At 33.6% G+C, this 25,705-nt stretch carries 28 protein-coding genes and 1 pseudogene; 4 read left to right on the plus strand and 25 right to left on the minus strand.

Annotation, left to right across the window (positions count from 1 at the left end; translation table 11 throughout):
* Positions 1-517: 517 nt before the first annotated feature.
* On the plus strand, positions 518-739 hold the full coding sequence (locus LACWKB10_RS09930) for a transposase (RefSeq protein ID WP_052060374.1): 222 nt from the start codon (positions 518-520) through the stop codon (positions 737-739).
* A 139-nt stretch (positions 740-878) separates the two neighbouring features.
* Here LACWKB10_RS09930 and LACWKB10_RS08655 read toward each other — a convergent pair.
* The 5 genes and pseudogenes from LACWKB10_RS08655 to LACWKB10_RS10145 all read right to left on the minus strand — a co-directional run.
* Positions 879-1,376, minus strand: a pseudogene (locus tag LACWKB10_RS08655) (carboxyl transferase domain-containing protein); the annotation flags it as partial.
* 679 nt (positions 1,377-2,055) lie between these two features.
* On the minus strand, positions 2,056-3,666 hold the full coding sequence (locus LACWKB10_RS08660; protein ID WP_081945380.1) for an ABC transporter ATP-binding protein: 1,611 nt from the start codon (positions 3,664-3,666) through the stop codon (positions 2,056-2,058).
* Between the two features lie 37 nt (positions 3,667-3,703).
* Positions 3,704-4,609: a hypothetical protein gene (locus tag LACWKB10_RS08665; protein WP_034981289.1), complete on the minus strand. Its 906-nt coding sequence runs from the start codon at positions 4,607-4,609 to the stop codon at positions 3,704-3,706.
* The gene (locus LACWKB10_RS08670) at positions 4,606-4,809 is read right to left on the minus strand and encodes a phosphopantetheine-binding protein (protein ID WP_034981290.1); all 204 of its coding nucleotides are present in this window, start codon (positions 4,807-4,809) and stop codon (positions 4,606-4,608) included. Before LACWKB10_RS08670 ends, LACWKB10_RS08665 begins: the two co-directional genes overlap by 4 nt.
* A gap of 638 nt (positions 4,810-5,447) precedes the next feature.
* Positions 5,448-5,654: a hypothetical protein gene (locus LACWKB10_RS10145; protein ID WP_038524448.1), complete on the minus strand. Its 207-nt coding sequence runs from the start codon at positions 5,652-5,654 to the stop codon at positions 5,448-5,450.
* 121 nt (positions 5,655-5,775) lie between these two features.
* Between LACWKB10_RS10145 and LACWKB10_RS10055 the strand changes: the two genes are divergently transcribed.
* Complete coding sequence (locus tag LACWKB10_RS10055) at positions 5,776-6,168, plus strand: DDE-type integrase/transposase/recombinase (protein WP_152560586.1); 393 nt, start codon at positions 5,776-5,778, stop codon at positions 6,166-6,168.
* Positions 6,169-6,216: 48 nt separating this feature from the next.
* A complete protein-coding gene (locus tag LACWKB10_RS10060; RefSeq protein ID WP_081945382.1) occupies positions 6,217-6,441 on the plus strand; it encodes an IS3 family transposase in 225 nt (74 codons plus the stop codon).
* A 47-nt stretch (positions 6,442-6,488) separates the two neighbouring features.
* Here LACWKB10_RS10060 and LACWKB10_RS08680 read toward each other — a convergent pair whose 3' ends face one another.
* The 10 genes from LACWKB10_RS08680 to gmk form a co-directional block, all read right to left on the minus strand.
* A complete protein-coding gene (locus LACWKB10_RS08680) occupies positions 6,489-7,178 on the minus strand; it encodes a thiamine diphosphokinase (protein ID WP_034981292.1) in 690 nt (229 codons plus the stop codon).
* A complete protein-coding gene (rpe, locus tag LACWKB10_RS08685; protein WP_034981294.1) occupies positions 7,175-7,822 on the minus strand; it encodes a ribulose-phosphate 3-epimerase in 648 nt (215 codons plus the stop codon). The genes LACWKB10_RS08680 and rpe overlap by 4 nt, the downstream gene beginning before the upstream one ends.
* 10 nt (positions 7,823-7,832) lie before the next feature.
* Entirely contained in the window at positions 7,833-8,723 is an 891-nt protein-coding gene (gene rsgA, locus LACWKB10_RS08690; RefSeq protein WP_081945383.1) for a ribosome small subunit-dependent GTPase A, read from the minus strand.
* Positions 8,719-10,704 (minus strand): Stk1 family PASTA domain-containing Ser/Thr kinase, encoded by a 1,986-nt coding sequence (pknB, locus tag LACWKB10_RS08695; RefSeq protein WP_034981299.1) that lies wholly within the window; start codon positions 10,702-10,704, stop codon positions 8,719-8,721. Before pknB ends, rsgA begins: the two co-directional genes overlap by 5 nt.
* Complete coding sequence (locus LACWKB10_RS08700; protein ID WP_034981301.1) at positions 10,701-11,450, minus strand: Stp1/IreP family PP2C-type Ser/Thr phosphatase; 750 nt, start codon at positions 11,448-11,450, stop codon at positions 10,701-10,703. Before LACWKB10_RS08700 ends, pknB begins: the two co-directional genes overlap by 4 nt.
* Before the next feature lie 4 nt (positions 11,451-11,454).
* Positions 11,455-12,780, minus strand: a complete 1,326-nt coding sequence (gene rsmB, locus LACWKB10_RS08705) for a 16S rRNA (cytosine(967)-C(5))-methyltransferase RsmB (protein ID WP_034981303.1) — start codon at positions 12,778-12,780, stop codon at positions 11,455-11,457.
* On the minus strand, positions 12,767-13,711 hold the full coding sequence (fmt, locus tag LACWKB10_RS08710) for a methionyl-tRNA formyltransferase (protein ID WP_034981306.1): 945 nt from the start codon (positions 13,709-13,711) through the stop codon (positions 12,767-12,769). The genes rsmB and fmt overlap by 14 nt, the downstream gene beginning before the upstream one ends.
* Positions 13,712-13,725: 14 nt before the next feature.
* Complete coding sequence (gene priA, locus LACWKB10_RS08715) at positions 13,726-16,125, minus strand: primosomal protein N' (protein WP_034981309.1); 2,400 nt, start codon at positions 16,123-16,125, stop codon at positions 13,726-13,728.
* Positions 16,126-16,187: 62 nt separating this feature from the next.
* Positions 16,188-16,406 carry a DNA-directed RNA polymerase subunit omega gene (rpoZ, locus tag LACWKB10_RS08720; RefSeq protein WP_034981312.1) on the minus strand — a complete coding sequence of 73 codons (219 nt, stop codon included), beginning with the start codon at positions 16,404-16,406 and terminating at the stop codon, positions 16,188-16,190.
* A 1-nt stretch (position 16,407) separates the two neighbouring features.
* Complete coding sequence (gmk, locus tag LACWKB10_RS08725) at positions 16,408-17,022, minus strand: guanylate kinase (protein ID WP_034981315.1); 615 nt, start codon at positions 17,020-17,022, stop codon at positions 16,408-16,410.
* A gap of 188 nt (positions 17,023-17,210) precedes the next feature.
* Here gmk and LACWKB10_RS08730 point away from each other — a divergent pair, with 188 nt between their 5' ends.
* Positions 17,211-17,486: a hypothetical protein gene (locus LACWKB10_RS08730; protein WP_034981318.1), complete on the plus strand. Its 276-nt coding sequence runs from the start codon at positions 17,211-17,213 to the stop codon at positions 17,484-17,486.
* A 29-nt stretch (positions 17,487-17,515) separates the two neighbouring features.
* Here the strand turns inward: LACWKB10_RS08730 and LACWKB10_RS08735 are convergent, their stop codons facing one another.
* The 10 genes from LACWKB10_RS08735 to efp are packed head-to-tail and all read right to left on the minus strand — an operon-like array spanning position 17,516 to position 25,688.
* A complete protein-coding gene (locus tag LACWKB10_RS08735; RefSeq protein WP_034981321.1) occupies positions 17,516-18,403 on the minus strand; it encodes a GNAT family N-acetyltransferase in 888 nt (295 codons plus the stop codon).
* Positions 18,400-20,088 (minus strand): DNA repair protein RecN, encoded by a 1,689-nt coding sequence (recN, locus tag LACWKB10_RS08740; RefSeq protein ID WP_034981323.1) that lies wholly within the window; start codon positions 20,086-20,088, stop codon positions 18,400-18,402. The genes LACWKB10_RS08735 and recN overlap by 4 nt, the downstream gene beginning before the upstream one ends.
* Positions 20,089-20,097: 9 nt before the next feature.
* The gene (locus tag LACWKB10_RS08745; RefSeq protein WP_034981325.1) at positions 20,098-20,910 is read right to left on the minus strand and encodes a TlyA family RNA methyltransferase; all 813 of its coding nucleotides are present in this window, start codon (positions 20,908-20,910) and stop codon (positions 20,098-20,100) included.
* On the minus strand, positions 20,911-21,777 hold the full coding sequence (locus LACWKB10_RS08750; protein ID WP_034981327.1) for a polyprenyl synthetase family protein: 867 nt from the start codon (positions 21,775-21,777) through the stop codon (positions 20,911-20,913). It lies immediately after the preceding gene.
* A 12-nt stretch (positions 21,778-21,789) separates the two neighbouring features.
* A complete protein-coding gene (locus tag LACWKB10_RS08755) occupies positions 21,790-22,032 on the minus strand; it encodes an exodeoxyribonuclease VII small subunit (RefSeq protein WP_034981328.1) in 243 nt (80 codons plus the stop codon).
* Positions 22,013-23,380, minus strand: coding sequence for an exodeoxyribonuclease VII large subunit (gene xseA, locus LACWKB10_RS08760; protein ID WP_034981330.1), 1,368 nt, complete (start codon positions 23,378-23,380; stop codon positions 22,013-22,015). Before xseA ends, LACWKB10_RS08755 begins: the two co-directional genes overlap by 20 nt.
* On the minus strand, positions 23,370-24,218 hold the full coding sequence (locus LACWKB10_RS08765) for a tetrahydrofolate dehydrogenase/cyclohydrolase catalytic domain-containing protein (RefSeq protein ID WP_034981332.1): 849 nt from the start codon (positions 24,216-24,218) through the stop codon (positions 23,370-23,372). Before LACWKB10_RS08765 ends, xseA begins: the two co-directional genes overlap by 11 nt.
* 54 nt (positions 24,219-24,272) lie before the next feature.
* On the minus strand, positions 24,273-24,665 hold the full coding sequence (nusB, locus tag LACWKB10_RS08770; RefSeq protein ID WP_034981334.1) for a transcription antitermination factor NusB: 393 nt from the start codon (positions 24,663-24,665) through the stop codon (positions 24,273-24,275).
* Positions 24,643-25,101 carry an Asp23/Gls24 family envelope stress response protein gene (locus LACWKB10_RS08775; RefSeq protein ID WP_034981337.1) on the minus strand — a complete coding sequence of 153 codons (459 nt, stop codon included), beginning with the start codon at positions 25,099-25,101 and terminating at the stop codon, positions 24,643-24,645. The genes nusB and LACWKB10_RS08775 overlap by 23 nt, the downstream gene beginning before the upstream one ends.
* A gap of 17 nt (positions 25,102-25,118) precedes the next feature.
* Entirely contained in the window at positions 25,119-25,688 is a 570-nt protein-coding gene (gene efp / locus LACWKB10_RS08780) for an elongation factor P (protein ID WP_034981340.1), read from the minus strand.
* Positions 25,689-25,705 lie beyond the last annotated feature (17 nt).

Consider the following 25,705-nt stretch of genomic DNA (forward strand, 5'->3'; position numbering starts at 1 on the left):
TACTAAGAAAACTGTGATAACAGTCAGCAATTAATAATTTAAAAAAATATACTTTTTAGAGTTGTATGCTTTATCCTGTTGATGGATACCTTGTGGTATTCTTTAACAGGATATTTTTTATACAAAAATATAGCCATGGTTACGCCTCATTTTTCCTAATACGCAAGTTATTATTGACCACTTCCCTATTGTACAGATGCTCAACCGCTCCTCTAATCAATTGCGCGTACAAACTATGCGGCAATTCAAGCATACTGACCGCTGCTACATCTTTTGCTTAAATATTATTGAAAATCATATCTCAAGTCATATGATAAATTAAAGGTTAAACAAGTTAAATATTATCAACACTTAAAAGACCGCTTAATTCAAGGACAAATCGTTGAAAAAGGATTATCAATTAATTCTAATTTAAGATCTACTTATAACCTAATGCAAGATTTTATGTACGCACTATCTAAATAATTCTAAGCAAATGGCTAAACTACTTAACTATTCAGACGACTTAGGTAGGCAGATGCAAACTACCCTTAGAACGTTTAAACGTAATCGCCAAGCGGTACTTAATGCGGCTACTTCTAAATATTCCAATGGTTGTGTAAAAGGAACTAATCGTAGAATTAAACAAATTGCGCGTACAGCCTACGGTTCTCGTAATTTTAGTAATCTGACTACCAGGATTATGTTAAAAGCAAAAAATGTTGTTCTAAAAGAAAACACTTTAAGCATAACTGCTTAAAGTGCATCTAATTCATTATTTATCTTCATCAACAAGATTTGACAAAGAGCCAAAAATTATAGTTCTTAAAATAAAAAGTATTGCTTAACCTAATGACATTGCTTAATTTCTGAATTCATATCAGATCATTTTTATTTTATCAATATCTACGATAGCGTTCATGCCTGGCAGCAAGTAAATCAATTAAAGTTATTTGGTCAAAATAACTTAATTGTTGTGCAATTAACTTTTTCAATTCATATGCATCATTTAAAAGTACACTTTCTGGCAATACTCGCTCAACAATACCTTGTTTTTGCAACCAAGTTGGCTCGATATGCATCATTTTTGCTGCTTCATCTGAAAGCTTGCTATCCCTCCACATAATAGAAGCAAAACCCTCAGGTGACACCACAGTATACATACTATGCTCTAGCATCCAAACTTGATCGCTACAGGCAAGTGCTAATGCACCACCTGAACCTCCTTCGCCAATAATTACTGTTAACAAAGGTATTTTCAATTGCAGCATTTCACTAATGCTTTTAGCTAAAATTTGTCCTTGACCGCTTGCTTCAGCATCCGCACCTGGATATGCACCTGGAGTGTTAATCAACGTTAAAACCGGTATCTGCAAAGATTCAGCTATTTGCATTACACGAAGCGCCTTACGGTATCCTTAAAGCAAAAAAGCAAAGCACTGATAAGCAATAGTTTGCGTATTTAAAATATACTTACCTTTGTTGTCTTTTCTGGGTTTATCAATATTGTCTAGCTGTCCAATTATTTAATATAGCCCAAATCTATTAATTATGCATACTCTCAAATATTTACTTATCAGTTATTGTGTCCTGACACATGAACTTGTTGGTTATTAATTTTTGATCTAAAATAAAAAGTTAGCTTGACAATCACTTATTTCATATAACTGACTTCCTTGTTAATGCACTTTTTCAACACATGGACCCTAAGTGTCCAATACTTTTCAAACAGATTTAAGCAAGGAAATAACGAAGCTGCCAATTTTTATAACGACGTTAATTACTATTAGGATAAAGCGTAAAAAATGCTTACAACTCAAACCCACTTTAGCACAAAACAAAAGTGGTAAAGGCAAAATTGAGCTAGCCTCATCTCCATCACTAACGTTAGAATGTTTATATATAAAAAATCATAATGAGACTAGTGTGCAAGAGAACCGTTTAACTGGTAAAGACCACACTGCTATCAAAACCTAATCAATAACCTAAGTGTGAAACTTGTGTTAACTATCATCAAAAAAATTTATACTTAATTCTTGACATACTTCATATTTTTACTTTTGATTTTCACTGTACTTAACAATTTAATCTTAAAGTTTTATTTTCAAGTACATAGTGTGTAAAATGTGCATGTTTAAATTCAATATCGTCATAATAATGAGCAACCTCAATCACTGTACAATCTAAATTTTGAATAATTTTATTTATTTTGTCCGACATTTTTGGATCTAAACTAGAAGTTGCTTCATCAATTAAAATAATTTTTTTATTAAAAAGAAGAGCTCTAGCAATTTCGATTCGCTGCCGTTGTCCACCAGATAAGTTTTTCCCACTTTCACCATAATATCTATTTAAAGCATCGTTACCTAGTTCATTAATCAATCCTACTTTTTCAAGAACAAATAAACAATCTTTAGTTGAGAAATCCTCGCCTAAAGTTAGATTAAAACGCAAAGTATCATTAAATAAGTTGGGATTTTGTCTTATATAAGCAATCCTACCAGATTCGAGAATATTGTTTATTTTACTATTCTTTTCCCTCAAATAAATTTTTCCGCTACTTGGTTTAATAGAACCCTGAATCAAATTAAGTATTGTCGATTTACCAACACCAGAAGCTCCTGTAATCAAAATTTTTTCTCCAAAAGTAATATTTAAATTCAAATTATTGATAATCTGTTTACCATTTGAGTACGTAAAATAAACATTTTCAAAACAAATTTTTGGCTTAATATCTTTCGATATTTTTTTAGGAGCTTTAAATTCAATCATATGTTCACTATAAGATTTTCGAATTTCTTGAGTAGTTTTTATCTTACTAAGATACTCTGAAACTGTTCCTAATGGACCTACGACTCTGTCACTAGCCATAAAAATACCAATCAAAGCTGCAGAAGATATCTTTCTTTGAATAACTAAAAGCAAGCCAATACCAATAGGTAAAATATAACTAACAACTGAAAGAATTGAAGCGACAAAAAAAGTAACAGCTTGCCAGTTATTCATAAGTAAATAAGAATTTTCGGATTCATTTAAATACTTATCTGTATCATTGTACATATACTTTTCAGCTAAATAAGTTTTGATAGTATTGGCTCCATTAAATAAATCAGTTACCTTACTTAAAAATCTACTACTATCTTCCTGCCACTTTGAAGAAGTGGCAGTTAATTTTTTACCAAAAATCTTTGGAGTTATCATAGGTAATAAAGAAAATAAAATAAACAAAATTCCAATAGGTATGCTTAAACTTAAAATATAAATTCCAGAGATTAATGCCATTAACAAAGACGCAAATACTTCAAACATCAGACTAAAGTAATCTGTTTCAACCAATTTAAAATCATTAAATATTTTTGAGACATTATCCGCAGTATCACTACTAAAAGTTGAAGTATTAATTTGCCCATAAATAAAATTACTTTTGAGCTTTACATTAAGCTTTTTTATTGCTAAATTTATTAACATTTTTCTTAAAGTCATTGAAAAATACACAATAGCCATTGCTGAAAAGCTTTTGACAGCATAAAACATTACTTCTAAAAATGTTGAGTTATGATTAAAATTTGCTATAGAAGAAAGTACCTGTGCCAAAACTACTCCATCAAATGATGAAATAATTGTTGTTATTATTATTGAAAATACGAGCCAATTAGGTAACCATCTAATTATGTTTTTTATTTTCATTTTTATCACCGTTGTATATTAAATTAATATATAATACTTAATTGATTGATATTCTATTTTTGGAAAACAAATACCAATACCACCACTTTTCAGGAGTCTTAACTATTATACTGTTTATCAGTCTGTGAATATTATTATTAATCTGTCCTACTGTCATATCTTTTATATTTATCTTGGAATAAAATCTTAATTCATAATGAGGAAAATCATCTATTCTTGTAAAAGTAACTGGTTGTATATTTGAATTATTTCGTTTAGCTAAGGCTGCTAATCCGTACGCTACGGGAAAGAAATTATCTAAATACTTAGTACGATACTTGGGTTTAGGACCTAATGTATATTCTGGAAATTCAAGTATATTTTTTGAATTTTTTAATAAATTATCCAACTTAAAAAGAGCATTAACTGGGTTAGATGTGTCTAAAACTTCTGTTATGTACTTTTTTAAGCTCGATAACATTACATCTAAAATGGACCGCATATGCTCCCCTTCATCACCATTAGCTAATGGAACATTTTGAATTCTTAAACTCGCCAATATTATTGGTATAGAATAAAAATCTCCCCAATGTGGACTAAAAATTATCGTATTTCCTCTCTTAATATCATTTAATTTTTCTTCATTTATAATAATTAAATTATTTTTTAGAAAACACTTTGTCTGAGAAAATAAATAAACAAATATAGCATCAGTTTCTTGAAACAAAATATAGTTAGCCCATTTTTTGCTCAGTGACTCTTGGTTTTTTAAATTAGTAAACTTCATGGCTTTACTTGCAATTGTCACAAGGTCTTGAATATTTTCTTTTTTTTCGTTTATTTCAATTTGTCTAATTAAAGAAATTTCTTTCCAAATCAAATCAAGTTGATTACTTTTTTTTAATACTTGGAAAAGACGTTGATCATCTAGATCACTCAAATACATAGAAAAATCATAAATCATTCTGTTGACTCTTTTCTTATCATAGTCTTTCTTATTTGATACAAGTTCATATCAAACTCAATTGTCTGAATTAAATCAATCATCATTAATGAGTCAAAATCCATATCAACAATTAACTTATCACTCTTTTTTATTGTTTCTTTATTTTCTCCAGATATCTCAGAAATTATATTGAGCAACTTACTGAATTCTTTTTCCATAGTTAAATCCCTTCTAAATAAATTTTATTTAACACAATGATTATAACATTTTTATTATTTATATTAATAACAGTTAATGTTAATTGTTAGCGTCAACTTTTTGTGTGTAATAAACTTTTAGCCCTTACCTGCTGCTAGTTGCAGGTTTCACTTTTTAAATTATTTGCTCAGATAGTTCTAATATTTTACCGCCATTAATAATTCTTTGATGCCAGTAATGTGTCTTAACTGCTTCGTCAAAGTTTGCTTGAAAATGCTCATAATACTACATTTTTTACCTTAAAGTGCTGATCTTCACGCTTAATTTGCTACTCTTTAATAATTTTTATTTACTTTTCAAGCAAATACTTAGTTATATTACCACTTATATGACCTTCACCGCTGATAAGTAGTAGTCTGCGTATTTAAAATAGCTTGCCAGTTGCCTAAGATATAAGTTTTGACCTTCTTTAACATCTCGATTTGGGTAATGTTAAAGCTCGATCACTATAACGCGTTTTAAAATATAATTCTACTTTGTCGCGTTGACTGTTTAAAGCCCCAAGTGATATAAACAATAAGTGGCGGCTATTTTAGTATTAACAGCAGCCTTACGACAATATTTCAATAAGTGAAAGCAATTTAAAACAAGCTTACAATTAGGTAATATTTAACCCTTTCTCTAATCCAAGGTGCATCATCACTAGAAAGATAAAATTGCTTTGCTTGTGGCACAGTACTTGATCTGGTTGGTTAGGCAGCCGTCGAGCTTTGAGGTGCACAATATTGGCGTAGCTGCTACATAAATAAATCATCAAATAATGCAATAAGCCTTTTTGCTTGTCTTCTTTCCCTTCTTTCGTCATCTTAGTAACTATCCTTATTTTAAAATTGAATTGTTTTTATTGTCCTATGCTATTAATTTAAGAAATAAGCTGTTTTCTGCTATTCAAAGTATCGAAAATTATGATGATGACTTATCACCTAATGATTAATCATAAACGTGTCCAACGCTTAATGCGTGAGAACAATTTAGGAGCTAATAAATATAATCTGAGAGCCGATAAATATGATTCTTCAAAGGGTCCACAAAATAAGAAAGCTAAGAATCGGTTCCATCAAAAGTTTAAGACTGATAGACCATATCAAAAGGTCGTAACTGATATTAGTGAATTTAGATATGGTAACATGACTATCCGTGATCGTGTATATTTATCGCCATTTAAGGACTTATTCAATGGTGAAATTATTAGTTATACGATCACCGATCGTCCATTAACAAGATATGTTCTAGAAGGATTAGAGGGAGTGTTTACTGCAAGACAAAAGCTATTAAATTATCGAATGATAATCCATAGTGATCAAGGAATTCAATATTAATCTAATCCATATCGACATGCTTTACGAAAACATAAAGTATTTCAAAGCATGTCACGAAGAGCTACATATCATGATAATGCAGCTATGGAAAGTTTCTTTCACATTATGAAAGTTGAAATGAATTATTTTACACATCACTTTGATACTAAGAAACAATTGGTTAAGGCAATGAAAGAATGGCTAAGTTATTACAATGAAGATAGAATTCGGCACAAACTAAAAGGCTTAACTCCGATTCAATATCGGAATCAAGCCTTAAGTAAAATGATATAAAACTAACGTCCAGTTTTAGGGGTTAGCTTCAGAATCTGCTGTTTTTATTATTTGATATTTTGAAAGCGATCAATGTCCCTAGATTGAATAACTGCAACAGTTCCTTTTTTAAATGATAATTCAAATTGATCTTTATTAGGTAAAAATTCATTCGAACTAAACGAGACAGGATTATTCCCGCTAAAATCTGTTAAATTATATTTAGCTCCCGTAATTTTTAAATTTTGAACAGCTGTTAATGGTATTACTCCAAAATATTTATAAGTTGGTAATTTTTCTATCAAATGTTGTCCGTTATTGTAGAATCTGATTGAATTTTGTTGGTCAATAAGTTCGATGCTTTCAGCAAACTGGTTGAATCCAGGTTTAAGAACCATAAATAAATTAGATAGAAAATGATCTAATCGCCCTCCAGTTGCTCCAAAAAGGCTTAAATGAGAAGCATGATAATCTATAAAAGCACATCTAATAACCATCTCAGCATCTGTCAAGTCTTTTTCTGGAAGCGAATACCTGATATCAGTAACATTTTTTTCAATTGCAGCTAATTCATTTTTTTGCAATGAATCAAAATCTCCTTCAGCTAAATCGGCCTTTATACCCATTTCTTCTAAAAGATAAGTCCCACGATCAACTCCGATTATTAAATCGCCGTTTTTTTGGGCTGCTAAAAGCTGTTTTCTAAGATCATTGGGCCATAACTGTTTAGGAGCGCCTAGCAACGCCCATGCTTTCATTGTAATATACCTTTCAGTTCAGCAATTTGTTGTTCAACACTATTTTGACAAAAGAGGTATGATCCAGCTACAAAAATTTCTGCTCCTGCATCTTTAGCTTTTTTTGCAGTTTGTCCGTTAATTCCTCCATCAACTTCAATTGGAACTTTTCCATTTACTAAATTTGATGCTTCTTTAATTCTAGAAAGAGAATCTGGAATAAATTTTTGTCCACCAAAACCAGGAAAAACAGTCATTAGTAAAATTTGATCTATTTTAGAAATTAATTTGGAAAGTACAGATACGGGAGTATCTGGGTTAAGAACAACACCAGCTTTAACTTGATTTTCATTTAAATAATCTAACCAGTAATTTAGTTTTTCTTCAGTCATTGCTTCATAATGAAGCAACATTATTTGAGCACCGGCCTTAGTAAAAGCCGGTACCAAATCATCAGGATTATTACTCATCAAGTGAATTTCAGCCTCAACAGATGGAAAAGCTTTTTTGAAATCTGAAACAAGTTGTGGTCCAAAAGATAAATTAGGTACAAAATGCCCATCCATGATATCAATGTGAAATCTGTTAATGCCTGCATTCACAGCTATTTGAATGTCTTTTTCTAAATTTAAGTTATTAATATTTAATATTGATGGTGCTATCACTGTATTCTCCTTACTTCAAATATTCTGGTAATTTGCCATTTTCTATTTCTTTGCGCAATAACAAGTAATCATCATAGCGGCTTTTTTTAATTTTGCCTGTTTCAACTAGTTCTTTTACTCTGCACTTGGGTTCATTAAGATGTTGGCAACCACGAAATTTACAGAATTTACTTGCTCTTCTAAACTCAATAAAATAATTGCATAATTCATTTATTTTAATTGGAGTTAAATCAATTGCTGAAAAACCTGGTGTATCCGCAAGGTAGCCCTTACCTAAGGGAAAAAGGTTTACCGTTCTTGTTGTGTGCTTGCCACGATTTAAGGAATTTGAAATAATCCCAGTTTTTTGGTGCAGACCATTTTTAAGCGAGTTGATTAAAGTTGATTTGCCCGCACCAGATTGGCCTGCTAAAGTCCATATTTGTTCGGAACCAATGTCATTAGGTAAATTATCGGCAACTTCTTTTTTACTATAATAGACCTTATAGCCTACTTCTTGATAATAATTCAAATTTTCTTGAATTTTATCTAGATCCGATATACCAACTAAATCACTTTTCGATAAAAAAATACTTACAGCAATGTTTTTCCAAGAAAAATAAGTCAGAAAGCGATCTAACAGTTGTAATGAAAAATCTGGTTGTACAGCAGACATTACGAGTAAAATTTGAGTCACATTGGCTACAGCAGGACGACCAATCAGGTTTTGGCGAGGCAACACCGCAACCAAATAACTTGTGCCCTTATCATCAATTCGAATCTTAACGTGATCCCCAACAGTAGGCTTTAAATTATTTTTACGAAAAACCCCTCTGGCACGGGTTCTTATTGTATCAGTGCTCGTCTGAACGTCATAAAAGCCGGCAATCAGACCAGTAACAATTCCCTGATCTTCTTTAATCATTTTTGACCTTCTCATTCAAAATTGTCTGCCCGTCACGCACTACTTTCAGCTGACCAGGACCATCCTTAAGTTCAAATGGTATTGAAAAATTCATATCTTTTTTAATGTAAAGATCCCGATAAATATTATCAATTGAATGATTATCATCTGAAACATAAATTTGAACATGATTCCCCCGCTTGTCATCTGAATCATCTTCATCATTATCTTCATAACTAACTGTGAAATTTTTTATGGCTGTTAGATCACGCTCTTTTTTTGCACCTTCAGAAACATTAACTGAAATTGTACTTCCCCTTGGTACTTTGGTACCAGCTGCCGGACTCATTGAAATAATCATACCCTTTTTAACTTTATTTGAATACGCAGAACTGACTTGCAAAGTTAAACCATGCTTATGTGCAAATTCTTGCGCTTCCTTCAATGAATAATTAGTTAGATCCGGTAATTTAGTCATATGATCTTTTGCGCTATGGTTCTTTCCCTTTGACACAGTTAAAGTAATGGTTGTTTGGTCTGGCTTTACCTCCACATCAGCTGCAACACTTTGAGAAATAACATGATCAGGTGGAACGTTAGAAGAAAATTGGTTTTCACGTATTATTTCAAAGCCCAATTTTTCGAGCTTATGTACTGCTATTTCATATTCGTCTCCTGTGACATCAGGTACTCTTACCATACCTGCTCCATCTGATATATAAAGATCAATGTATCTGCCTCGTTTTATTTCTACTCCTGCAGTAGGTGAAGTTTCAATTACTTTACCACGATCTATACTATCAGAACTCCGGTGTTTTATTTTGCCTACTTTCAAGCCTACCGTCTCAAGCCTATTTCTTGCGCTTCTTTCGCTCATATTTGTAACGTCTGGAATACGTACATCTTTATGATTATTGCTGTTTAAAACAAAAAACATTAATCCAATTATTAAAACCGCAGCAATTCCAACAAAAAGCCACCACCATTTATGTTTACGCAAAGCTTGTGTAAAACTGGAATGATTTACTTTGGACTTATCACCTGATTCATCATTCTGTGTTCTGCTTTCTTCATCTAATTTATTGCTATTTGGATCAGATTTGAAATTAGGTAATATAATGGTTTCGTCATCATTATTCCCATGAGTTGGCTTAAAAACCGGTTCATTAGCCCTACCTGGCTCTAAACTACTGTCGAGATCATCTTTCATTTCTTTGGCTGAATCATATCTGTCACGTGGATCTTTAGCAGTAGCTTTTAAAACAACATTTTCTAAAGATTGGGGAATGTTTGGATCTTGTTTTCGTATCGAGGGAATTGGCTCTTGTGCGTGTTTTAAAGCAATTGAAACAGCTGAATCTCCGTTAAATGGAACATGACCAGTAATTAATTCATATAGAATTATGCCTAAAGAATAAATATCAGACTGCTTGGTGACGAGTCCTCCCCTCGTTTGCTCAGGAGACATGTAATGGACAGAACCAATCGCAGAGTTAGTTTGGGTAACAGAATTCTGATTTAAGGCCACAGCAATGCCAAAATCAGCAATTTTTATATTTCCATGCTTGTCCATTAAAATATTTTGTGGTTTTAGGTCTCTGTGAATAACATTATGTTTATGAGCCAAGGACATTGCACTTAGTATTTGGTCCATAATGCGGATAATATCTCCTAATTGCAAAGGAGAATTTGCTCTAATATAGTCTTTTAAATCCGGCCCATCGACATATTCCATTACCATGTATGGCAGTCCATGATCAGTGCCAACATCAAGAACCATTACTATATTAGGATGGCTCAGTTCGCTCGTTGCAAGTGCTTCTCTTTGAAAACGAGCCAAAGTTTGCGGTTCTTTTTGTAAATCAAGTCGCAAAATTTTAACCGCAACTTTTCGCTGTAAAATTATGTCTTCAGCAAGATAAACATTTGCCATGCCACCTTCACCCAAAGTGTCGATTATACGGTAACGATCGCCTAACAAATAGCCCTTATTTATCATTTACCGTCACCGCCTTCGTTTAGAATTAAGCAAGCAGTAATATTATCTTCACCACCTAAGCGGTTAGCTTCATCAATCAATTTTTGACACCGATTCTTTAATGATAAATCTTTTGTAGCAAGAATTTGCTGAATCTGTGGGTCACTTAATGAGTTTGTTAACCCATCAGTACAAAGCAAAATAATATCGTTATCATTTAAAGTTACTTGTTTAAACTCTGGATCAATTGTACTAGAAACCCCCAGTGATTGAGTAATAATATTTTTTTGAGGGTGATTTCTAGCCTGTTGCTTCGTAATTTGTCCTAATTTTACTAACTCATTAACAAGGGAATGATCTTCAACTAACTGGATAAATTTGCCATCAGAGTAACCATATGCTCTTGAATCCCCGAGATGTGCAATTAAAGCTTCGTTGTTAAAAATAGCAGCCAGGACAATAGTGGTACCCATACCATTTAGATCTGGAAAGCGATCTGCAGTTCTTAATATAGTTTCATTTTCATTACTTAGCTGGACGTTTAGCCACTTGCGTGCGCTGTCAGAATCGTAAAAGTCAGTAACGCCAAAATTATGACCCAAATGACTTACAGCCATAGTTGAGGCTACATCGCCTCCCTGATGTCCACCCATACCATCACAAACTATGGCCAACAATGCGTTCCTTTTATTTTTGAAAACCTGGACAGAATCCTGATTACTCTTGCGTATTCGCCCGATACTAGATGCAAATGCTGTTCTAATCAAAACTTTAACCTCGCATTTTAAACTTAGCTATAAAAAAGCCGTCACTACCATAACTATCAGGTAAAATTTTCAGCATCCCTTGTGTTGCTTTAAGTTTACCCGCTGTGAAAGGTTGTAATTCAAACTGAGTATGACTTTTTAGAAAAGCCTTAACAACGTCTTCATCTTCTTCTTGAGTAATAGTACAAGTAGAATAAACCAATTCGCCATCTCGACTTAACAACGTACTTACATGGTCTAAAATATCCAGTTGTATTTTTTGTAATTTGACTAAATCCTGTAATGTTTTAGTATAACGAATTTCTGGTTTTCTTCTAATAAGACCTAATCCAGAACACGGAGCATCCACCAAGATTTTATCAAATTGTCCTTTTTTAAATCTTTGATCAGCTTTTCTGGCATCCATCGTTTTAACGTTTATTCTTGATTCAACGTTCATTCTTTTACCATTTTGCTTAACCAAACGCAGTTTGTTTTTGTGAATATCAAGAGCAGTAACATAACCCTGTTTTAGCTTTTCAGCAATTTGAATAGTTTTTCCACCTGGTGCACTACATGCATCAAGAACTTCTTCATTACCTGTGAAAGTGAAAGCACTTACTGCCAAACTAGCAGCTTCGTCTTGAATTGTCAATTTTCCTTCTTTAAATAGGGAAGTTTTAAAGACACCACCATGTGCTAAAACCAGTTCATCATCAGCAATTTGAGATTCATTAGGAAAAAATCCTAATTTAGTTAATTCTTCTTTGATCAAATTATAATCAGTTAAACCTGAAACTCTAACAGTATTTTTTGCTGGTTTATTGATACTTGACAAGATAGAGGCTGTTCTGCTTTCACCCCAATTATTGATAAGGTACTGAACTAGCCACTGGGGAGTACTTTCTTTAACACTTAAAAAAAGTACTTTATCTTTATCATCAGGTAAAATCTGTCCCCTTCTTAAGAAAGCACGTAAAATACCATTAACAATCTTAAATCCAGCTGAATGTTTTCTACCAAATTCTTTTGCCAGATTATTAGCTTCATTTAGAACGGCTCGATCTGGAATACTGTTCATAAATAAAATTTGATAGGCGGACATTAGTAACAATGGCAAAAGGTAATCTTCTTTAAGTTCAGTCTTTAATAGACCGCGAAACTGATACTCCAAATATATCTTTTCCTGAATAGTGCCATATACAATTCTTGTTGCCAACTTTTGGTCAGCTTGTGACAGCTTCGTTCCCTGCAAATTATTGCTAAAACTAATATTTGAATAAGAGCCATCACGAAATACTCGAATCAAGGTTGCAAGTGCTACAGAACGTGCACTTTTATGAACTGACAATCTTATCACCTTTACTGAAGTTTTTACCCTGACCGTTCAAAAAACTTTTAATTGCCATTTTTTTCTTTCCAGAAGGCTGAACTTCAAGTAAATTCAAAACGGTATGATTAGCAAAACTAATTGCAAATCGTTTTTTATTATCAACGACAACTCCAGCAGGAAAGCTAGTCGTGTCGGCAGCAACTTCAGCTTGCCATATTTTAAATCTTTTACCATCAATGAGCAAATAAGCTCCTGGGTCAGGATTAAGGCCTCGAATTAAATTATTGGCTTCAGTCGCGGTCATATTTAATTTTATTTGTTCCTGCCCCTTGTTAATATTCGGTGAAAATACAACTTTATCTTCATCCTGGGAAACCTTTTTTTGCGGATTAGTAATAATTTGAGGTAAAGTTTGGAGTAACAAGTCACGACCTAAAAGAGATAGTTTTTCAAATAAGGTTCCCGCATTATCTTCTTTTTGAATATCTATTGTTTTTTGAGAGTAAATGTCACCTGCATCCATTTGCTTAACCATTTCCATAATGGTTACTCCGGTTTGTTTATCACCGTTAATAAGAGCATATTGAATAGGAGCACCGCCACGATATTTTGGTAATAGAGAACCATGAACGTTAACAGCAGCAATTTTTGCTGATTGCAGAAACTTACTTGGTAAAAACTGACCATAAGCAGCAGTAATAATTAAATCAGCATGCATTTTTATCAAATCAATCAATTCATCAGACTTTCCCAAATGCTCAGGCTGAAAAACAGGTAAATTCAATTTTTTAGCTAATAGTTTTACTGGCGTTTCAGTGACTTTTTGTTTTCGTCCAACTTTTTTATCAGGTTGTGTAACCACGGCTTTTATTTCATAATCATTCTCTGAAAGAGCCTCTAGTATTGGTACAGCAAATTTAGGCGTTCCTAAAAAAATTATTGATGTCATTAATCATTTCCCCTTTACATTATGCGCTCTGGTTCATTGTCAATATAAACAGACAAACCATATTTTTTAACCTTTTGCGCTGAGTCTTGAATTTGGTGTAATAACTTGTTTAAATTATCTTCTTTTTTATATTTTACCAGTATTTGATAATAATATTGATTTTTTAAACGAGAAATTGCACTAGGAGTTGGACCTAAAATTATTGTTGACTTGTGTAATTTTGGTTGTAACCATTTTTTGATTTTAAAAGCTTCTCTAGCAGCATTTTGTTCTTTTTTTGCCGCAACAGAAATTAACACTGTATAAAAATAAGGCGGATAATTACCGGTATGTCGAACACGCATCTCATATTGATAAAACTGTTCATAATCCTGAGTTTCAGCTAACTTAATGGCATAATGATCAGGATTAAAAGTTTGAATAATTACTTCTCCTTTCTTTTGGGCCCGTCCAGCCCGGCCTGCAACCTGTGTTAACAACTCAAACGTTCTTTCAGAGGCGTTGTAATCTGGTAACCACAGACCCGTGTCAGCATTAACAACACCTACTAAAGTCACATTGGGAAAATCCAGTCCTTTTGCAATCATTTGCGTACCAAGCAGGATATCTGCCTCATGATTGCCAAAGCTGTCTAAAATTCTTTTAAATGCTCCTTTTCTTCTTGTAGTATCAACATCCATACGCAAAATACGGCAACCAGGTATTATTTTTTCTAATTCTGTCATAACTTTTTGTGTACCAGTACCTAAAAAGCGGATTTTTGTGCTTTGACAATTAGGACATTTTTTAGGAATGGCAGTAGAAAAGCCACAATAATGACACTGCATTTTATTTGTATCTTTATGCATTGTCAAAGAGAGGTCACAATTTGGACATTTCATGACGTAACCGCAATCACGACACAACATAAAGTTAGCAAAACCTCTCCTATTTAACATTAAAATAACTTGCTCTTTTTTCGCAATTCTTTTTTTTATTGCCTCAACGAGTTGAATGGAAAGGTCAAATTGTCCACCACTAAAATGCGCTTTTTTTAAATCAATTAAATTAACTTCTGGCAAACTTTGCTGATTAGCACGATGTGGTAGTTGTAACAGCTGGTATACACCTTTTTGTGCTCTGGCTCTGCTTCCTAGTGAAGGTGTTGCACTGCCCAACACAAGTGGGCAGGAATTATAGTTGCTGCGCCAAATTGCAACATCTCTTGCGTGATAACGTGGATTATCTTCTTGTTTATAAGAACTTTCATGCTCTTCATCGATTACTATTAAACCAATATTTTTTAAAGGTGCGAAGACTGCGCTTCGTGCGCCAACAACAACGCGAACTTCGCCACGGCGTATGCGACGCCATTCGTCATACATTTCTCCTTCAGAAAGCCCACTATGTAAAACAGCTACTTGCTGGCCAAAACGATTTTTTACTTGACCTACCATTTGCGGAGTTAAGGATATTTCTGGAACCATCATTAAAGCATTTTTTCCAGCCTTTAAGGTAGTACTTATAGCATTTAGGTAAACTTCTGTCTTACCACTGCCAGTAACACCTTCTAATAAAAACGTACGTGACTTTTTTGCAATGATTGCTGGCTCTATTTCAGCTAATGCTTCCTTTTGTTCAGGGTTAAGTTTGATTTTTTTATCTGCTTTTTTCTCTTTATCATATATTGTTAGTGGATTACGATAAATTTCTGACTCCCGTTTTTTGAGCCAGCCACTTTTAACAGCATTTGTTAATGAAACAGTATTAACATGCGCATTGTTTTCAATTTCTTTTTGCATTTGGGGAAATTTATCGTAGTTTTCAATTATATACATTATGAGCTGCTTTTGTTTAACAGCATTCTTTCTCAAAGTTTCATAAATATTTATATAGCCTTTTTTAGTATCCGATAATGAATATTCGTTTTCAGTTTTGATCCGAGCTCTATTTTCAACAACATATTCAATTTTGGCAACATTTTTTCGTAATAATTTGCGAATTTTCGCAATTTGTTTATTATCCGTAATTTTATTTAAATCTAACGGTTCACCTTGAAAAATGCTCATTTTTTTAGCTGCTGAAGATTCTGGTACCAAAATTTTACGATAATTAGCACGCATGACTCTAGGAAGCATAGTTTTCAGAATAGTGATTCGATAAGAATAAACATGATCAGCCAAATTTTTTGATAATTTAATTAATTCCGAAGTCAGTGGTGGCATTTCATCAACTACCAAAAGCAAGTCTTTTAATTTACCTTGATATTGACTTTGGTTACTTAAGCCAACAACGAAACCTTGTAACTTGCGTGGGCCAAAAGGCACAAAAACTCTAGAACCAATTTCTACTTCTCCCAATTCATCAGGAATATGATATTCAAAAATGCGATCCGTTTGCTTGGCTGCAACATCAACAATAACCTGTGCAATCATTTAATCACCTTTAAAAAATGACCTCCATCTCTCTAAGGATGGAGGTCATAAAACTTTATTAATTACTGATTAACCTCACGATGTTTGGGATCAACGGTAACTTTGCCAGCTTCAATTTCTTCTAAAGCTTTGCCCACTGGTTTTTGTGATTTATAACTTTTTAAAGCTTCAGGTTCACCGTCTTCAAGTTCATGTGCTCTTTTCGCTGCAAGAACCGATAAAGAATATCTAGAATCAACCTGAGCCAACAATTTATCAATAGATGGATATGTAACTCTCAATTTAATCCTCCTTAACCATTTTGCGATAAGTATTAATGACACGTTTAACACTCACGTGTTCAGCTTCAACAATCGCTTTTATATGATCAACTGCATTTGCTACAGTATCATTAACCACCGCATAATCATAATCCTGCATGACCAGAATTTCTTGACGAGCCTGTTTTATTCGACCCATAATTACATCCTCGGATTCGGTACCCCGATTTTCCAGCCTGGTATGCAAAGTATGTAAATCAGGTGGCGTTAAAAATATAAAGACGCCATCAGGCATTTGTTTTCTGACTTTCTTAGCACCATTGACATCAATTTCCAGCAAGACGTCTTTACCTGCGTCCAGCATCTTTTCAACAGGAGCCATAGGAGTGCCATAAAAATTATTTACATATTGATTATACTCCAAAAGTTCATTTTGATTGATCGCCTGCTTAAATCGCTCTTGACTAACAAAATAATAATCCTTGCCGTTTACTTCGCCTGGCCTGGGCTTTCTTGTAGTCATTGATACTGAATATTCAAACGGAAAAACTTTATTTTTCACTATTGCACTTTTAACGGTTCCCTTACCAACTCCCGAGGGACCAGAAAGGACAAGTAACAAACCTTTTTCTGTCATGCCATACTCCCTTAATAAAAGCTATTGTATTTAGTTTGCACTAAAATGAAAATATTTTCAAGCTATGTCTTTTTAATAAATCAAAATTCTCCTAAAAAATTTTGATTAAATACTTGTTTTTTGGAACAAATGTTCTTATAATATTATTTGTCAAACAAATGTTCGGTCAGCTCTAAAGGGGTGGTTTGATGAAAAACTCGCTTAAGAAAATTTATCACTATTTCTTCGATTATGATGAAGATAAATTAAGTATTTACAGCCAATATTACTATGAAATATTAACTGATCTTAATAGTGCCCTACTTCACCGCTCCTATGTATTGGTAAGTTATCAGGATGGAACGAGTGAAATCGGACAAATCATAAAACGTATTTCTGCAGGTCGTTTTATTTTGCGTTTAGCAAATAAAAAACTAATTAAAATAGTTGATATTGATACTATTTTTAGAGTCGATTTTGCGTAATTAGTCTCATAAAAAATCATAACCAAGAATCAATTTGATTCTTGGTTTTTTAAATAAATAGTTTCACTCAGGATCTTGAATCCAGCATTCAAATAAACATTGATAGCTGCTCTATTTGATACATCAGCATTCAAAGCAAAAACTTTGCTACCTTCTTCCTGCAAAATTGCAATCATCTTTTTGATAAAAAAAGTACCAAAGCCTTGTCCGCGAAATGGCTTGTCAATAAACAATCCGAAGAAATAGTCCTCATTTTCACCTTGATCCACAGCGCAATAGCCGACAACTTCATTCCTTTTTAATAAGATAAAGCTTTTGGTATCTTTATCCAACAGAGAATTTTTAATGTATTTAGTAGATGTGGCAATAGCATCTCCAAAAGCATTACTGTGTGCTGCAGCAACATGATCAACATAGTTCATTGTTAAAGGCTTAACTACTAAAACTTGGTTTAATTTGTCAGTCTTTTCAACTAGTGCTGGTTCTGCAGTTCGCATGTAATAATCAGAATCTTCCGGAACAATCTTTAAACCCACTTTTTTCAAAAAGCCTGGATTTTTTTCTAAAAAAACTTTTTCTGACACAAACTCCCATTTGTAATAACCATACTGCACCATGATTTTTTTCGCATGCTCAAACATTCTTGTAGCAATTCCTTGTTTGCGAAATTCAGGATCAACTTCTAAGTTGACTTCCACTTCTTCTTCAGGTTCCTTATCTGCGTATAGCATAGTTAATCCAACTAACTTATTTCCATCATAAGCCAAAATAAAAGTTGGCATATCTTGAAAATAATTAAATTGATTGCTCAAATAAAAATCTGAATATGTTTTATCAGCTTTTTTGACTCTTTCTGTTAATTCATTCGCCTGCCTTTGTTCTTTTTCATTTAAGTTTACTTTTTCAACGATTATCATTTCTTCTTCCTTTTAAAACTTTTCATTAGATCCTTGGCATTTTGTTTAGCTGCTTGTGTTACATCACTACCTGCCATCATTTCGGCAATTGCAGTTACAGTTTCTTCTTGAGTTAATGGACCTATTTGTGTGTATGTAGCACCATCTTCAACTTTTTTGGCAACTAGGTATTTTTGATCACTGGCTGCAGCAACCTGTGGTGAGTGTGTTATAGCGATTACTTGTTTATTTTCACCGATTGAATGTAATTTTTGACCTATTGCTGCAGAAACGCGACCGGAAACGCCAGTATCAATTTCATCAAAAATCATTGTTCCTACAGGTTCAACTTTGCTAAAAATTGCTTTCAATGCCAGTATCAGCCGTGACTGTTCACCACCAGATACGATCTTGACAAGAGGCATTAGTTCTTCGCCGGGATTTGGTGCTATTAAGAAGACAATATTATCAGTGCCTTTATTACTAAAAGTTTTCGTAGTCGAAAAATCAATACTAAAACGGGCTTTTGCCATGTATAAATCTGATAGTTCCTGCTTGATTTTACTTTCAAGTGTTGCAGCTACTTTTTTTCTTGTCTCATGGAGATTTTGTGCTTCAGTCTTCAGTTTATCTTCTAGAACTTTAAGCTGCTTTTGCAACTTTTCTTCATCAAGTCCACCTGTCTCATACTGACTCAATTCTTTTTGAATTTTGGCGTAAAATGTGAAAACATCTTCTAAAGAAGGACCATATTTTTTCTTTAATGAATTAAGTAAATCTAACCTGTTTGAAACGTACTGAAATCTTTCCTCATCAAAGTCCATTTCATCGAGTACATTTGATAATTCGCTTCGGGCGTCACTTAATGCAAAAACTCCATCATCTATAGTTTTAGCAATATCTTTGAATTTAGCACCATATTCTGTTAACTCATTTGCTGCACTTTGGGCATTACCCAATAAAGTTTCAATGCCATGGTCTTCATCGTCATATAATTGCATTAAATAGTTGGCTGTATCGACGATTTTTTGATAATTATTTAGTTCGTTATATTCTTCTTCTAGCTTATCATCTTCATGAGGATCTTGCAGATCAGCTTTAGACAATTCATCATTCTGAAAAGATAATATATCTTGCTTTTGAGCTAGTTCCTGGGCATCTTTATGCAAATGATTAATTTGAGAAGTTAATTTTTGCCATTTTTTAAAATTATCCTGATAAAGATTAAGTTCCTCTTTAAATTCTACAGGAGCATAATTATCGACCAGATCGATTTGTCGATCTTGATCCATCAATATTTGTTGATCATTTTGACCATGAATATCAACCAGAAAATTACCTAATTCTTTTAATACATTAATTGTAGTTAATTGTCCATTTATTCGAACAATATTTCTTCCCTTAGCAGCTATTTCCCGGCTGATAATTAATTGCTTATCTGCATCAGGTATACCGTACTTTTCGCAAATTGCATCAATTTTTTTAGATTCATGATCAATATCAAATAAGCCTGTAATGACAGCCTTTTTTTCACCACTACGGATCATTTCTTTTTGACTGCGACTTCCCATTAATAATGAAACTGCATCGATAATAATTGATTTACCCGCACCAGTTTCACCTATTAGCACAGTCATATTTTCTTGAAAGCGAACCTTCAATGCTTTAATAATTGCAAAATTTTTAATATCCAGTTCAACTAACATTTCTTTCTCCTAAAGATTGGCAACAGCCTGAGCAACTATATCTTCTGGGTTCCCAGACCATATTAATTTACCACCATCTTTTTCGTCCTTCTGTAAATGTATCAAAAACTCAATATTGCCTTTACCACCTTTTATTGGTGAATAATCAAGGTTTAGAACGTTAAAGCCATCAGCCCTTGCCTGATCAATGGTATGTCTGATAACGGCACAATGGACATCATGATCATGTACTATACCATGTTTACCGACATGTTCCGGACCAGCTTCAAATTGAGGCTTTATCAGACAAACAGCTTCACATTTATCTTTTAGAATCTGAAACATTGGCGGCATAATTAAATCTAAAGAAATAAAGGAAACATCAGTCATTGCAAAATCAGGTTGACCATGAGTAAAATCTTCAGGTTTGCTATAACGAAAATTTTGTTTTTCCATTACTACAACGCGAGGATCATCACGCAATTGCCAGGCAAGTTGATTATAGCCTACATCAAGAGCATACACCATCTTAGCCTTGTTTTGTAAAGCAACATCAGTAAAGCCTCCAGTAGAAGCGCCTATATCAAGACAAATTTTACTGGTCAAATCAATTTGAAAAGATTTTAAGGCCTTTGCCAGTTTAAAACCACCCCTTGATACATACTTCTTATCCGATTTTTTTACAAAAAACTTTTCATCAACCGGTAAGTTAGTACCACTTTTATCAATTCTCTGATGATTATGATCTGATACTAAACCTGCCATGATCGCTCGTTGAGCTTGAGTTCGAGAATGAAACATGCCTTGTCTGACTAATAATACATCCGCTCTTTCTTTGACCATTTACAATACCTTTTTATATAAATCAAGAAATCCAGCTAAAACATTCGCATCAACAGATTTTAAGCATTTTTGAGCATCAATCATTAAGTCAGTCAGCTCTTTACGACTTTTTGAAATACCAAGCAAAGTCAAAGTATTATTTTTGCCTCTCTCTAAATCTTTATGGGTTTTTTTCCCAGCCTCTGCAGAAGTTTCAACCACATCTACTAAATCATCATAAATTTGATATGATCGTCCAAAATCTTCAGCAAACTGAATTAGTGTCTTTTTTTGAGAAGAATCAGCATTACCGTATTCAACTGCCATTGCGACACAGGCTTTAATTAAGCAACCTGTTTTTAACCATTCCATTTTATTAATAAATGCGGAATTATTTGCGACGCTGTCATTATTAGTAGAATCAATATCTAAATATTGTCCACCAACCATGCCGTTAGGGCCAACAGCTTGGGTAATTATTTTAACTAATTTGACTGAATCACTGCCATCAGAAATCCATTCAATACCCATTGGTAATAAAGCATCTCCAGCAAGGATAGCTTCAGCTTCACCCCATTTTTTGTGACTTGTTAATTTTCCTCTCCGATAATCGTCATTATCCATAGCCGGCAAGTCATCATGAATTAACGAATAAGTGTGAATCAGCTCAATTCCACTTGCAACCCTGACTTCTTCGTCATTTATTTTTACTTTTAGTGCGTCAAGCGTTGCCAAAAAAAGTAAAGGACGTAGCCTTTTGCCTCCAGCCATTACTGAATAAGACATAATCTGACTTATTTTCTTGTCAGAAACTTCGCTTTTTAAATGCTCTTTTAAGTAATCATCTACTACCGGAGTCCATTTTTCTTTAAATTCTTTAAAATTCATTTCAAATCTTCTCTATTTTTCTGGGGCAGAAGCATTATTAGGATCAAGCTTATGTTCCGTTCCATCACTATCAATTAATTTAGCTACTGTTTCTTCAGCTTCAGTTAATTTTTTATTTAAATTACGACTTAATTTGACTCCAGCTTGAAATTGTTCAAGAGCGTCTTCTAAAGGAATATCTCCATTTTCCAAGTTACTCACAATTGTTTGTAATTCAGTCAATTCCTCTTCAAAATTATTTTTCTTGGTTACCATTTTTTTCTCTCCTTATTGAACTGATAATTGCTTTTGTCAAACCATCTTTAAAATGGATACTAATTTCATCTTTTACTTTAATTTGACTTACAGAACTGACAGTTCTATTATTCTGGTCTTTTACATATGCATACCCTCTATCTAAAGTTTTAAGAGGACTGTAATCATTAAGCTGTTGACCTGTTTGACCTAAAATATTACGTTTTGCTTGTATAAAATGCTCTGTATTAGCAACTAATCTCTGATAATAAAAATCTGTTTGCTGCAAAAATGACAAAATTTTTTTATTAGGACTGACTGCAACAAGGCTTTGTTTTGCCAACTGATAATTTTGCCTTTTGCGTTCTAGCTGACGAACCATATTATTATGAAGTCTGTCTCGTAAAAGATCTATAGTTTGTGCCTGCTCATCATATAGTCTTGTGGGTTCTCTCATGATAACAGAATTATTAATGCGATTTAAAGCATCACGACGAACCCTAATAATGTTTTGTATACTTGAAACAAGGCTGTTTTGCATTTGGCGAATATTTATCAATTCATCGGGTAAATTAGGAGTGGCGTATTCGGCTGCAGCAGTTGGAGTTGCTGCTCTTACATCAGCAACTAAATCACATAGTGTAGTGTCAGTTTCGTGGCCGACAGAGGAAATAACCGGCATTTTCATATCAAATACTTGTCGTACTACGCTTTCCTCATTAAAAGGCCATAAATCTTCAAGCGATCCACCACCTCTACCAATGATCATAACGTCATATTTGTCTTTAAACTGAGCTATTTGCTTCATTGACGCTATTAATGAATCAGCAGCAGAATCTCCCTGAACTTGAGCAGGAAACAAATCTACTTCTGCATGAGGAAATCTCCTATTAACAGTTACTAAAATATCATGGATTACTGCACCAGAAGCACTTGTTACAACAGCAATGTAATCTGGATAATGGGGAAGTGGTTTTTTAAATCTCTGATCAAAAAGCCCCTCACTAGCCAGCTTTTTTTGCAGTTGCTGTAATTGTTCATATAATGCCCCTAGTCCTGCAGGCTCCATAGATTCGGCATAAAATTGGTAAGAGCCTTGTGGCCCATATACGCTAACGTAGCCAGTTACATATACTTTCATGCCTTCTTCAGGCTTAAATTTCACTTTATCAAAATATGACCGAAACATGACAACATTTATCTTCGATTTTTCATCTTTTAGTGAAAAATACTGATGTGAATTACGTCGATAACGAAAATTAGACAATTCACCTTGAAGAAAAACTTTATGTAAATAAGGATCGTTTTTAAATTTTTGGGTTATATAGTAATTTAAATCCGAAACTGTTAGGTACTTACTACTTTCCATTATTTCTCCTCGTCAACTGAACAACTTGCTCCATAAGAGACTCAACCGTAAGAGGACCTATTCCACCTGGAACTGGAGTTATGAAACTCGCAATTGGAGCAACATGCTCAAAATCAACGTCTCCAACTGTTTTGCCATTAAATCGACTTATCCCTACATCTATAATAACTGCATTTTTCTTAATCATATCAGCAGTTACTAAATTATGTTCTCCTGTTGCTGAAACCAAGATATCTGCTTTTTTGGTATACTCGGTCAAATTCTTTGTTTTTAAATGCAATATTGAAACAGTCGCATCTTTCTCAAGCAATAATGCAGCTAAAGGTTTCCCAACAATGCTGCTTCTACCTATAATAACTGCATTTTTCCCTTTTAAGTTAATATGATAGTAATCTAATAAAGCCAAAATACCGTGTGCAGTTGCAGGTTCAACAAAATGATCTCCTTGCCACAAGCGACCTACATTTGCTGGTGTAAGACAATCAACATCCTTATCTGGATCAATAGCAGCTAGAGCTTCATTTAAAATGATTTGTTTCGGTACTGGCAACTGAATCATAATACCATTGACATCCTTTTCATTATTTAGGCGATCAATTAACTCTAACAAATTTTTTTGTGTCACAGTAGACGGTAATTGAAATAATTTTTGCTTAATACCAATTTGATCTGCTCTTCTTTTTTTGGTTTTTAAGTAGATTTTGCTACTTGGATCATTACCAATATTAATTACGCAAAATTGAGGTTGTATGCCTGCCTTCTTCAAATTTAAAACTTGTTTTTGAAGAACGTCAGCGCGAATATTAGCTAACTGCTTACCGTCTAAAAGTTGACCCATTTTTATTCCCTTTTCTAAAAAAATAGTCGGCATAAAGCCGACTATAAGTTATTTTTAGATAAAATTTGCCAACATACCATTAATAAATGGCTTATCTTTAGGATCAGCAAACTCATCACATAAGTTCAAAGCTTCATTTACCGCAGCTTTTGGCTCAATTTCTTTACTGTATTTAATTTCATACAAAGCAACTTCCAAAATGGCCAACGAAATTTGATTAATACGATTAATTCGCCAGTTCTTTTTCAAATAGCTGGCGAGTTCACCCTTTAATTCATCTCGTTTATCTATTACACCTTCAATTAATTCCTTTGAATAGGCAGAAAGCACTTTTAAATCAAGCATTGCGACAGTTTTAGCTTCAACTTCATTAGCCGTATATTTTAAGTCTTGATTAGACAAATAAACAGCTTGCATTGCAACTCTACGACTCTCGTGTTGATTCATTTTTACCCTTTTCATCTATGTCAGAAAATAACTTAGAGGTTCCGCTGCCATCCTCATTATCATCGTCTGGAAATTCCAGTCCTGTAACGTGCACATTAATTTCACTAAGAGTTAAATCGGTCATCTGCAAGACCTGTTGCTTTAAAGTCTTTTGCAAATCAATTGCTATTTCAGGCACATTTTTACCGGCTTCAATACTGACATAAACATCTGCAATCAAGTTATGCTCATCGTCAATATTAACAGACACACCTCTGCCACGATCTTCTCTTCCTAAAACACGGTTAATTCCGGACTTGACGTCACCGTGCATTTCGGCAACTCCATCTACTTTTTCGGCAGCGATGCCCATAATAACTTCAAGAACACTAGGATCAATTTCAATTTCTTCGCCGTTATTTTTATCATCTAAGACAATTTTTGAACTATCTGCCATTTTTTTACCTCGAAAATTTATTTATTTGCGCGAGATACGTATGTACCATCGACAGTATTAATTACTAAAACGTCTCTCTCATTAATAAAGAAAGGTACGTTTACTACAAGGCCCGTTTCCATAGTTGCAGGCTTTCCACCACCTGATGAAGTATCACCTTTAATATTAGGCTCAGTTTTGGCAACCGTCAATTCAACAGTATTCGGTAATTGAATTCCTAAGGTTTTGCCATCATGCATAATTACACTTACATTCATATTTTCCTTTAAAAACTTGGCTTCATCTTTTACTTGTTCATTAGGAATTGCCAACTGATCATAAGTGTTAGTGTCCATAAAAACGTAACTGGTGCCATCATTATACAGGTACTGCATAGATTTTGTTTCTATTTCTGCAGTTTCAACTTTTGCAGTAGAGCGGAAAGTATACTCCTGTACAGCACCTGTGTTCAAACTCTTTAGCTTTGAGCGAACAAATGCACTACCCTTACCTGGTTTAACATGTTGAAATTCAACTATACGCCATAAGTCATTATTATACTTGATAGTCAAACCATTTTTAAATTCATTTACTGAAATCATTGTCATATTGAGTACCTCATCTC

Source organism: Lactobacillus sp. wkB10 (assembly GCF_000760615.1).
Taxonomy (GTDB): Bacteria; Bacillota; Bacilli; order Lactobacillales; family Lactobacillaceae; genus Lactobacillus; species Lactobacillus huangpiensis.

Coding starts and splice junctions, on each gene's coding strand:
- LACWKB10_RS09930 (WP_052060374.1), top strand. CDS start 518: ATGCAAACTACCCTTAGAACGTTTAAACGTAATCGCCAAGCGGTACTT.
- LACWKB10_RS08660 (WP_081945380.1), bottom strand. CDS start 3,666: ATGAAAATAAAAAACATAATTAGATGGTTACCTAATTGGCTCGTATTT.
- LACWKB10_RS08665 (WP_034981289.1), bottom strand. CDS start 4,609: ATGATTTATGATTTTTCTATGTATTTGAGTGATCTAGATGATCAACGT.
- LACWKB10_RS08670 (WP_034981290.1), bottom strand. CDS start 4,809: ATGGAAAAAGAATTCAGTAAGTTGCTCAATATAATTTCTGAGATATCT.
- LACWKB10_RS10145 (WP_038524448.1), bottom strand. CDS start 5,654: ATGACGAAAGAAGGGAAAGAAGACAAGCAAAAAGGCTTATTGCATTAT.
- LACWKB10_RS10055 (WP_152560586.1), top strand. CDS start 5,776: ATGATTAATCATAAACGTGTCCAACGCTTAATGCGTGAGAACAATTTA.
- LACWKB10_RS10060 (WP_081945382.1), top strand. CDS start 6,217: ATGTCACGAAGAGCTACATATCATGATAATGCAGCTATGGAAAGTTTC.
- LACWKB10_RS08680 (WP_034981292.1), bottom strand. CDS start 7,178: ATGAAAGCATGGGCGTTGCTAGGCGCTCCTAAACAGTTATGGCCCAAT.
- pknB (WP_034981299.1), bottom strand. CDS start 10,704: ATGATAAATAAGGGCTATTTGTTAGGCGATCGTTACCGTATAATCGAC.
- fmt (WP_034981306.1), bottom strand. CDS start 13,711: ATGACATCAATAATTTTTTTAGGAACGCCTAAATTTGCTGTACCAATA.
- priA (WP_034981309.1), bottom strand. CDS start 16,125: ATGATTGCACAGGTTATTGTTGATGTTGCAGCCAAGCAAACGGATCGC.
- gmk (WP_034981315.1), bottom strand. CDS start 17,022: ATGACAGAAAAAGGTTTGTTACTTGTCCTTTCTGGTCCCTCGGGAGTT.
- LACWKB10_RS08730 (WP_034981318.1), top strand. CDS start 17,211: ATGAAAAACTCGCTTAAGAAAATTTATCACTATTTCTTCGATTATGAT.
- LACWKB10_RS08735 (WP_034981321.1), bottom strand. CDS start 18,403: ATGATAATCGTTGAAAAAGTAAACTTAAATGAAAAAGAACAAAGGCAG.
- recN (WP_034981323.1), bottom strand. CDS start 20,088: ATGTTAGTTGAACTGGATATTAAAAATTTTGCAATTATTAAAGCATTG.
- LACWKB10_RS08745 (WP_034981325.1), bottom strand. CDS start 20,910: ATGGTCAAAGAAAGAGCGGATGTATTATTAGTCAGACAAGGCATGTTT.
- LACWKB10_RS08750 (WP_034981327.1), bottom strand. CDS start 21,777: ATGAATTTTAAAGAATTTAAAGAAAAATGGACTCCGGTAGTAGATGAT.
- LACWKB10_RS08755 (WP_034981328.1), bottom strand. CDS start 22,032: ATGGTAACCAAGAAAAATAATTTTGAAGAGGAATTGACTGAATTACAA.
- xseA (WP_034981330.1), bottom strand. CDS start 23,380: ATGGAAAGTAGTAAGTACCTAACAGTTTCGGATTTAAATTACTATATA.
- LACWKB10_RS08765 (WP_034981332.1), bottom strand. CDS start 24,218: ATGGGTCAACTTTTAGACGGTAAGCAGTTAGCTAATATTCGCGCTGAC.
- nusB (WP_034981334.1), bottom strand. CDS start 24,665: ATGAATCAACACGAGAGTCGTAGAGTTGCAATGCAAGCTGTTTATTTG.
- LACWKB10_RS08775 (WP_034981337.1), bottom strand. CDS start 25,101: ATGGCAGATAGTTCAAAAATTGTCTTAGATGATAAAAATAACGGCGAA.
- efp (WP_034981340.1), bottom strand. CDS start 25,688: ATGACAATGATTTCAGTAAATGAATTTAAAAATGGTTTGACTATCAAG.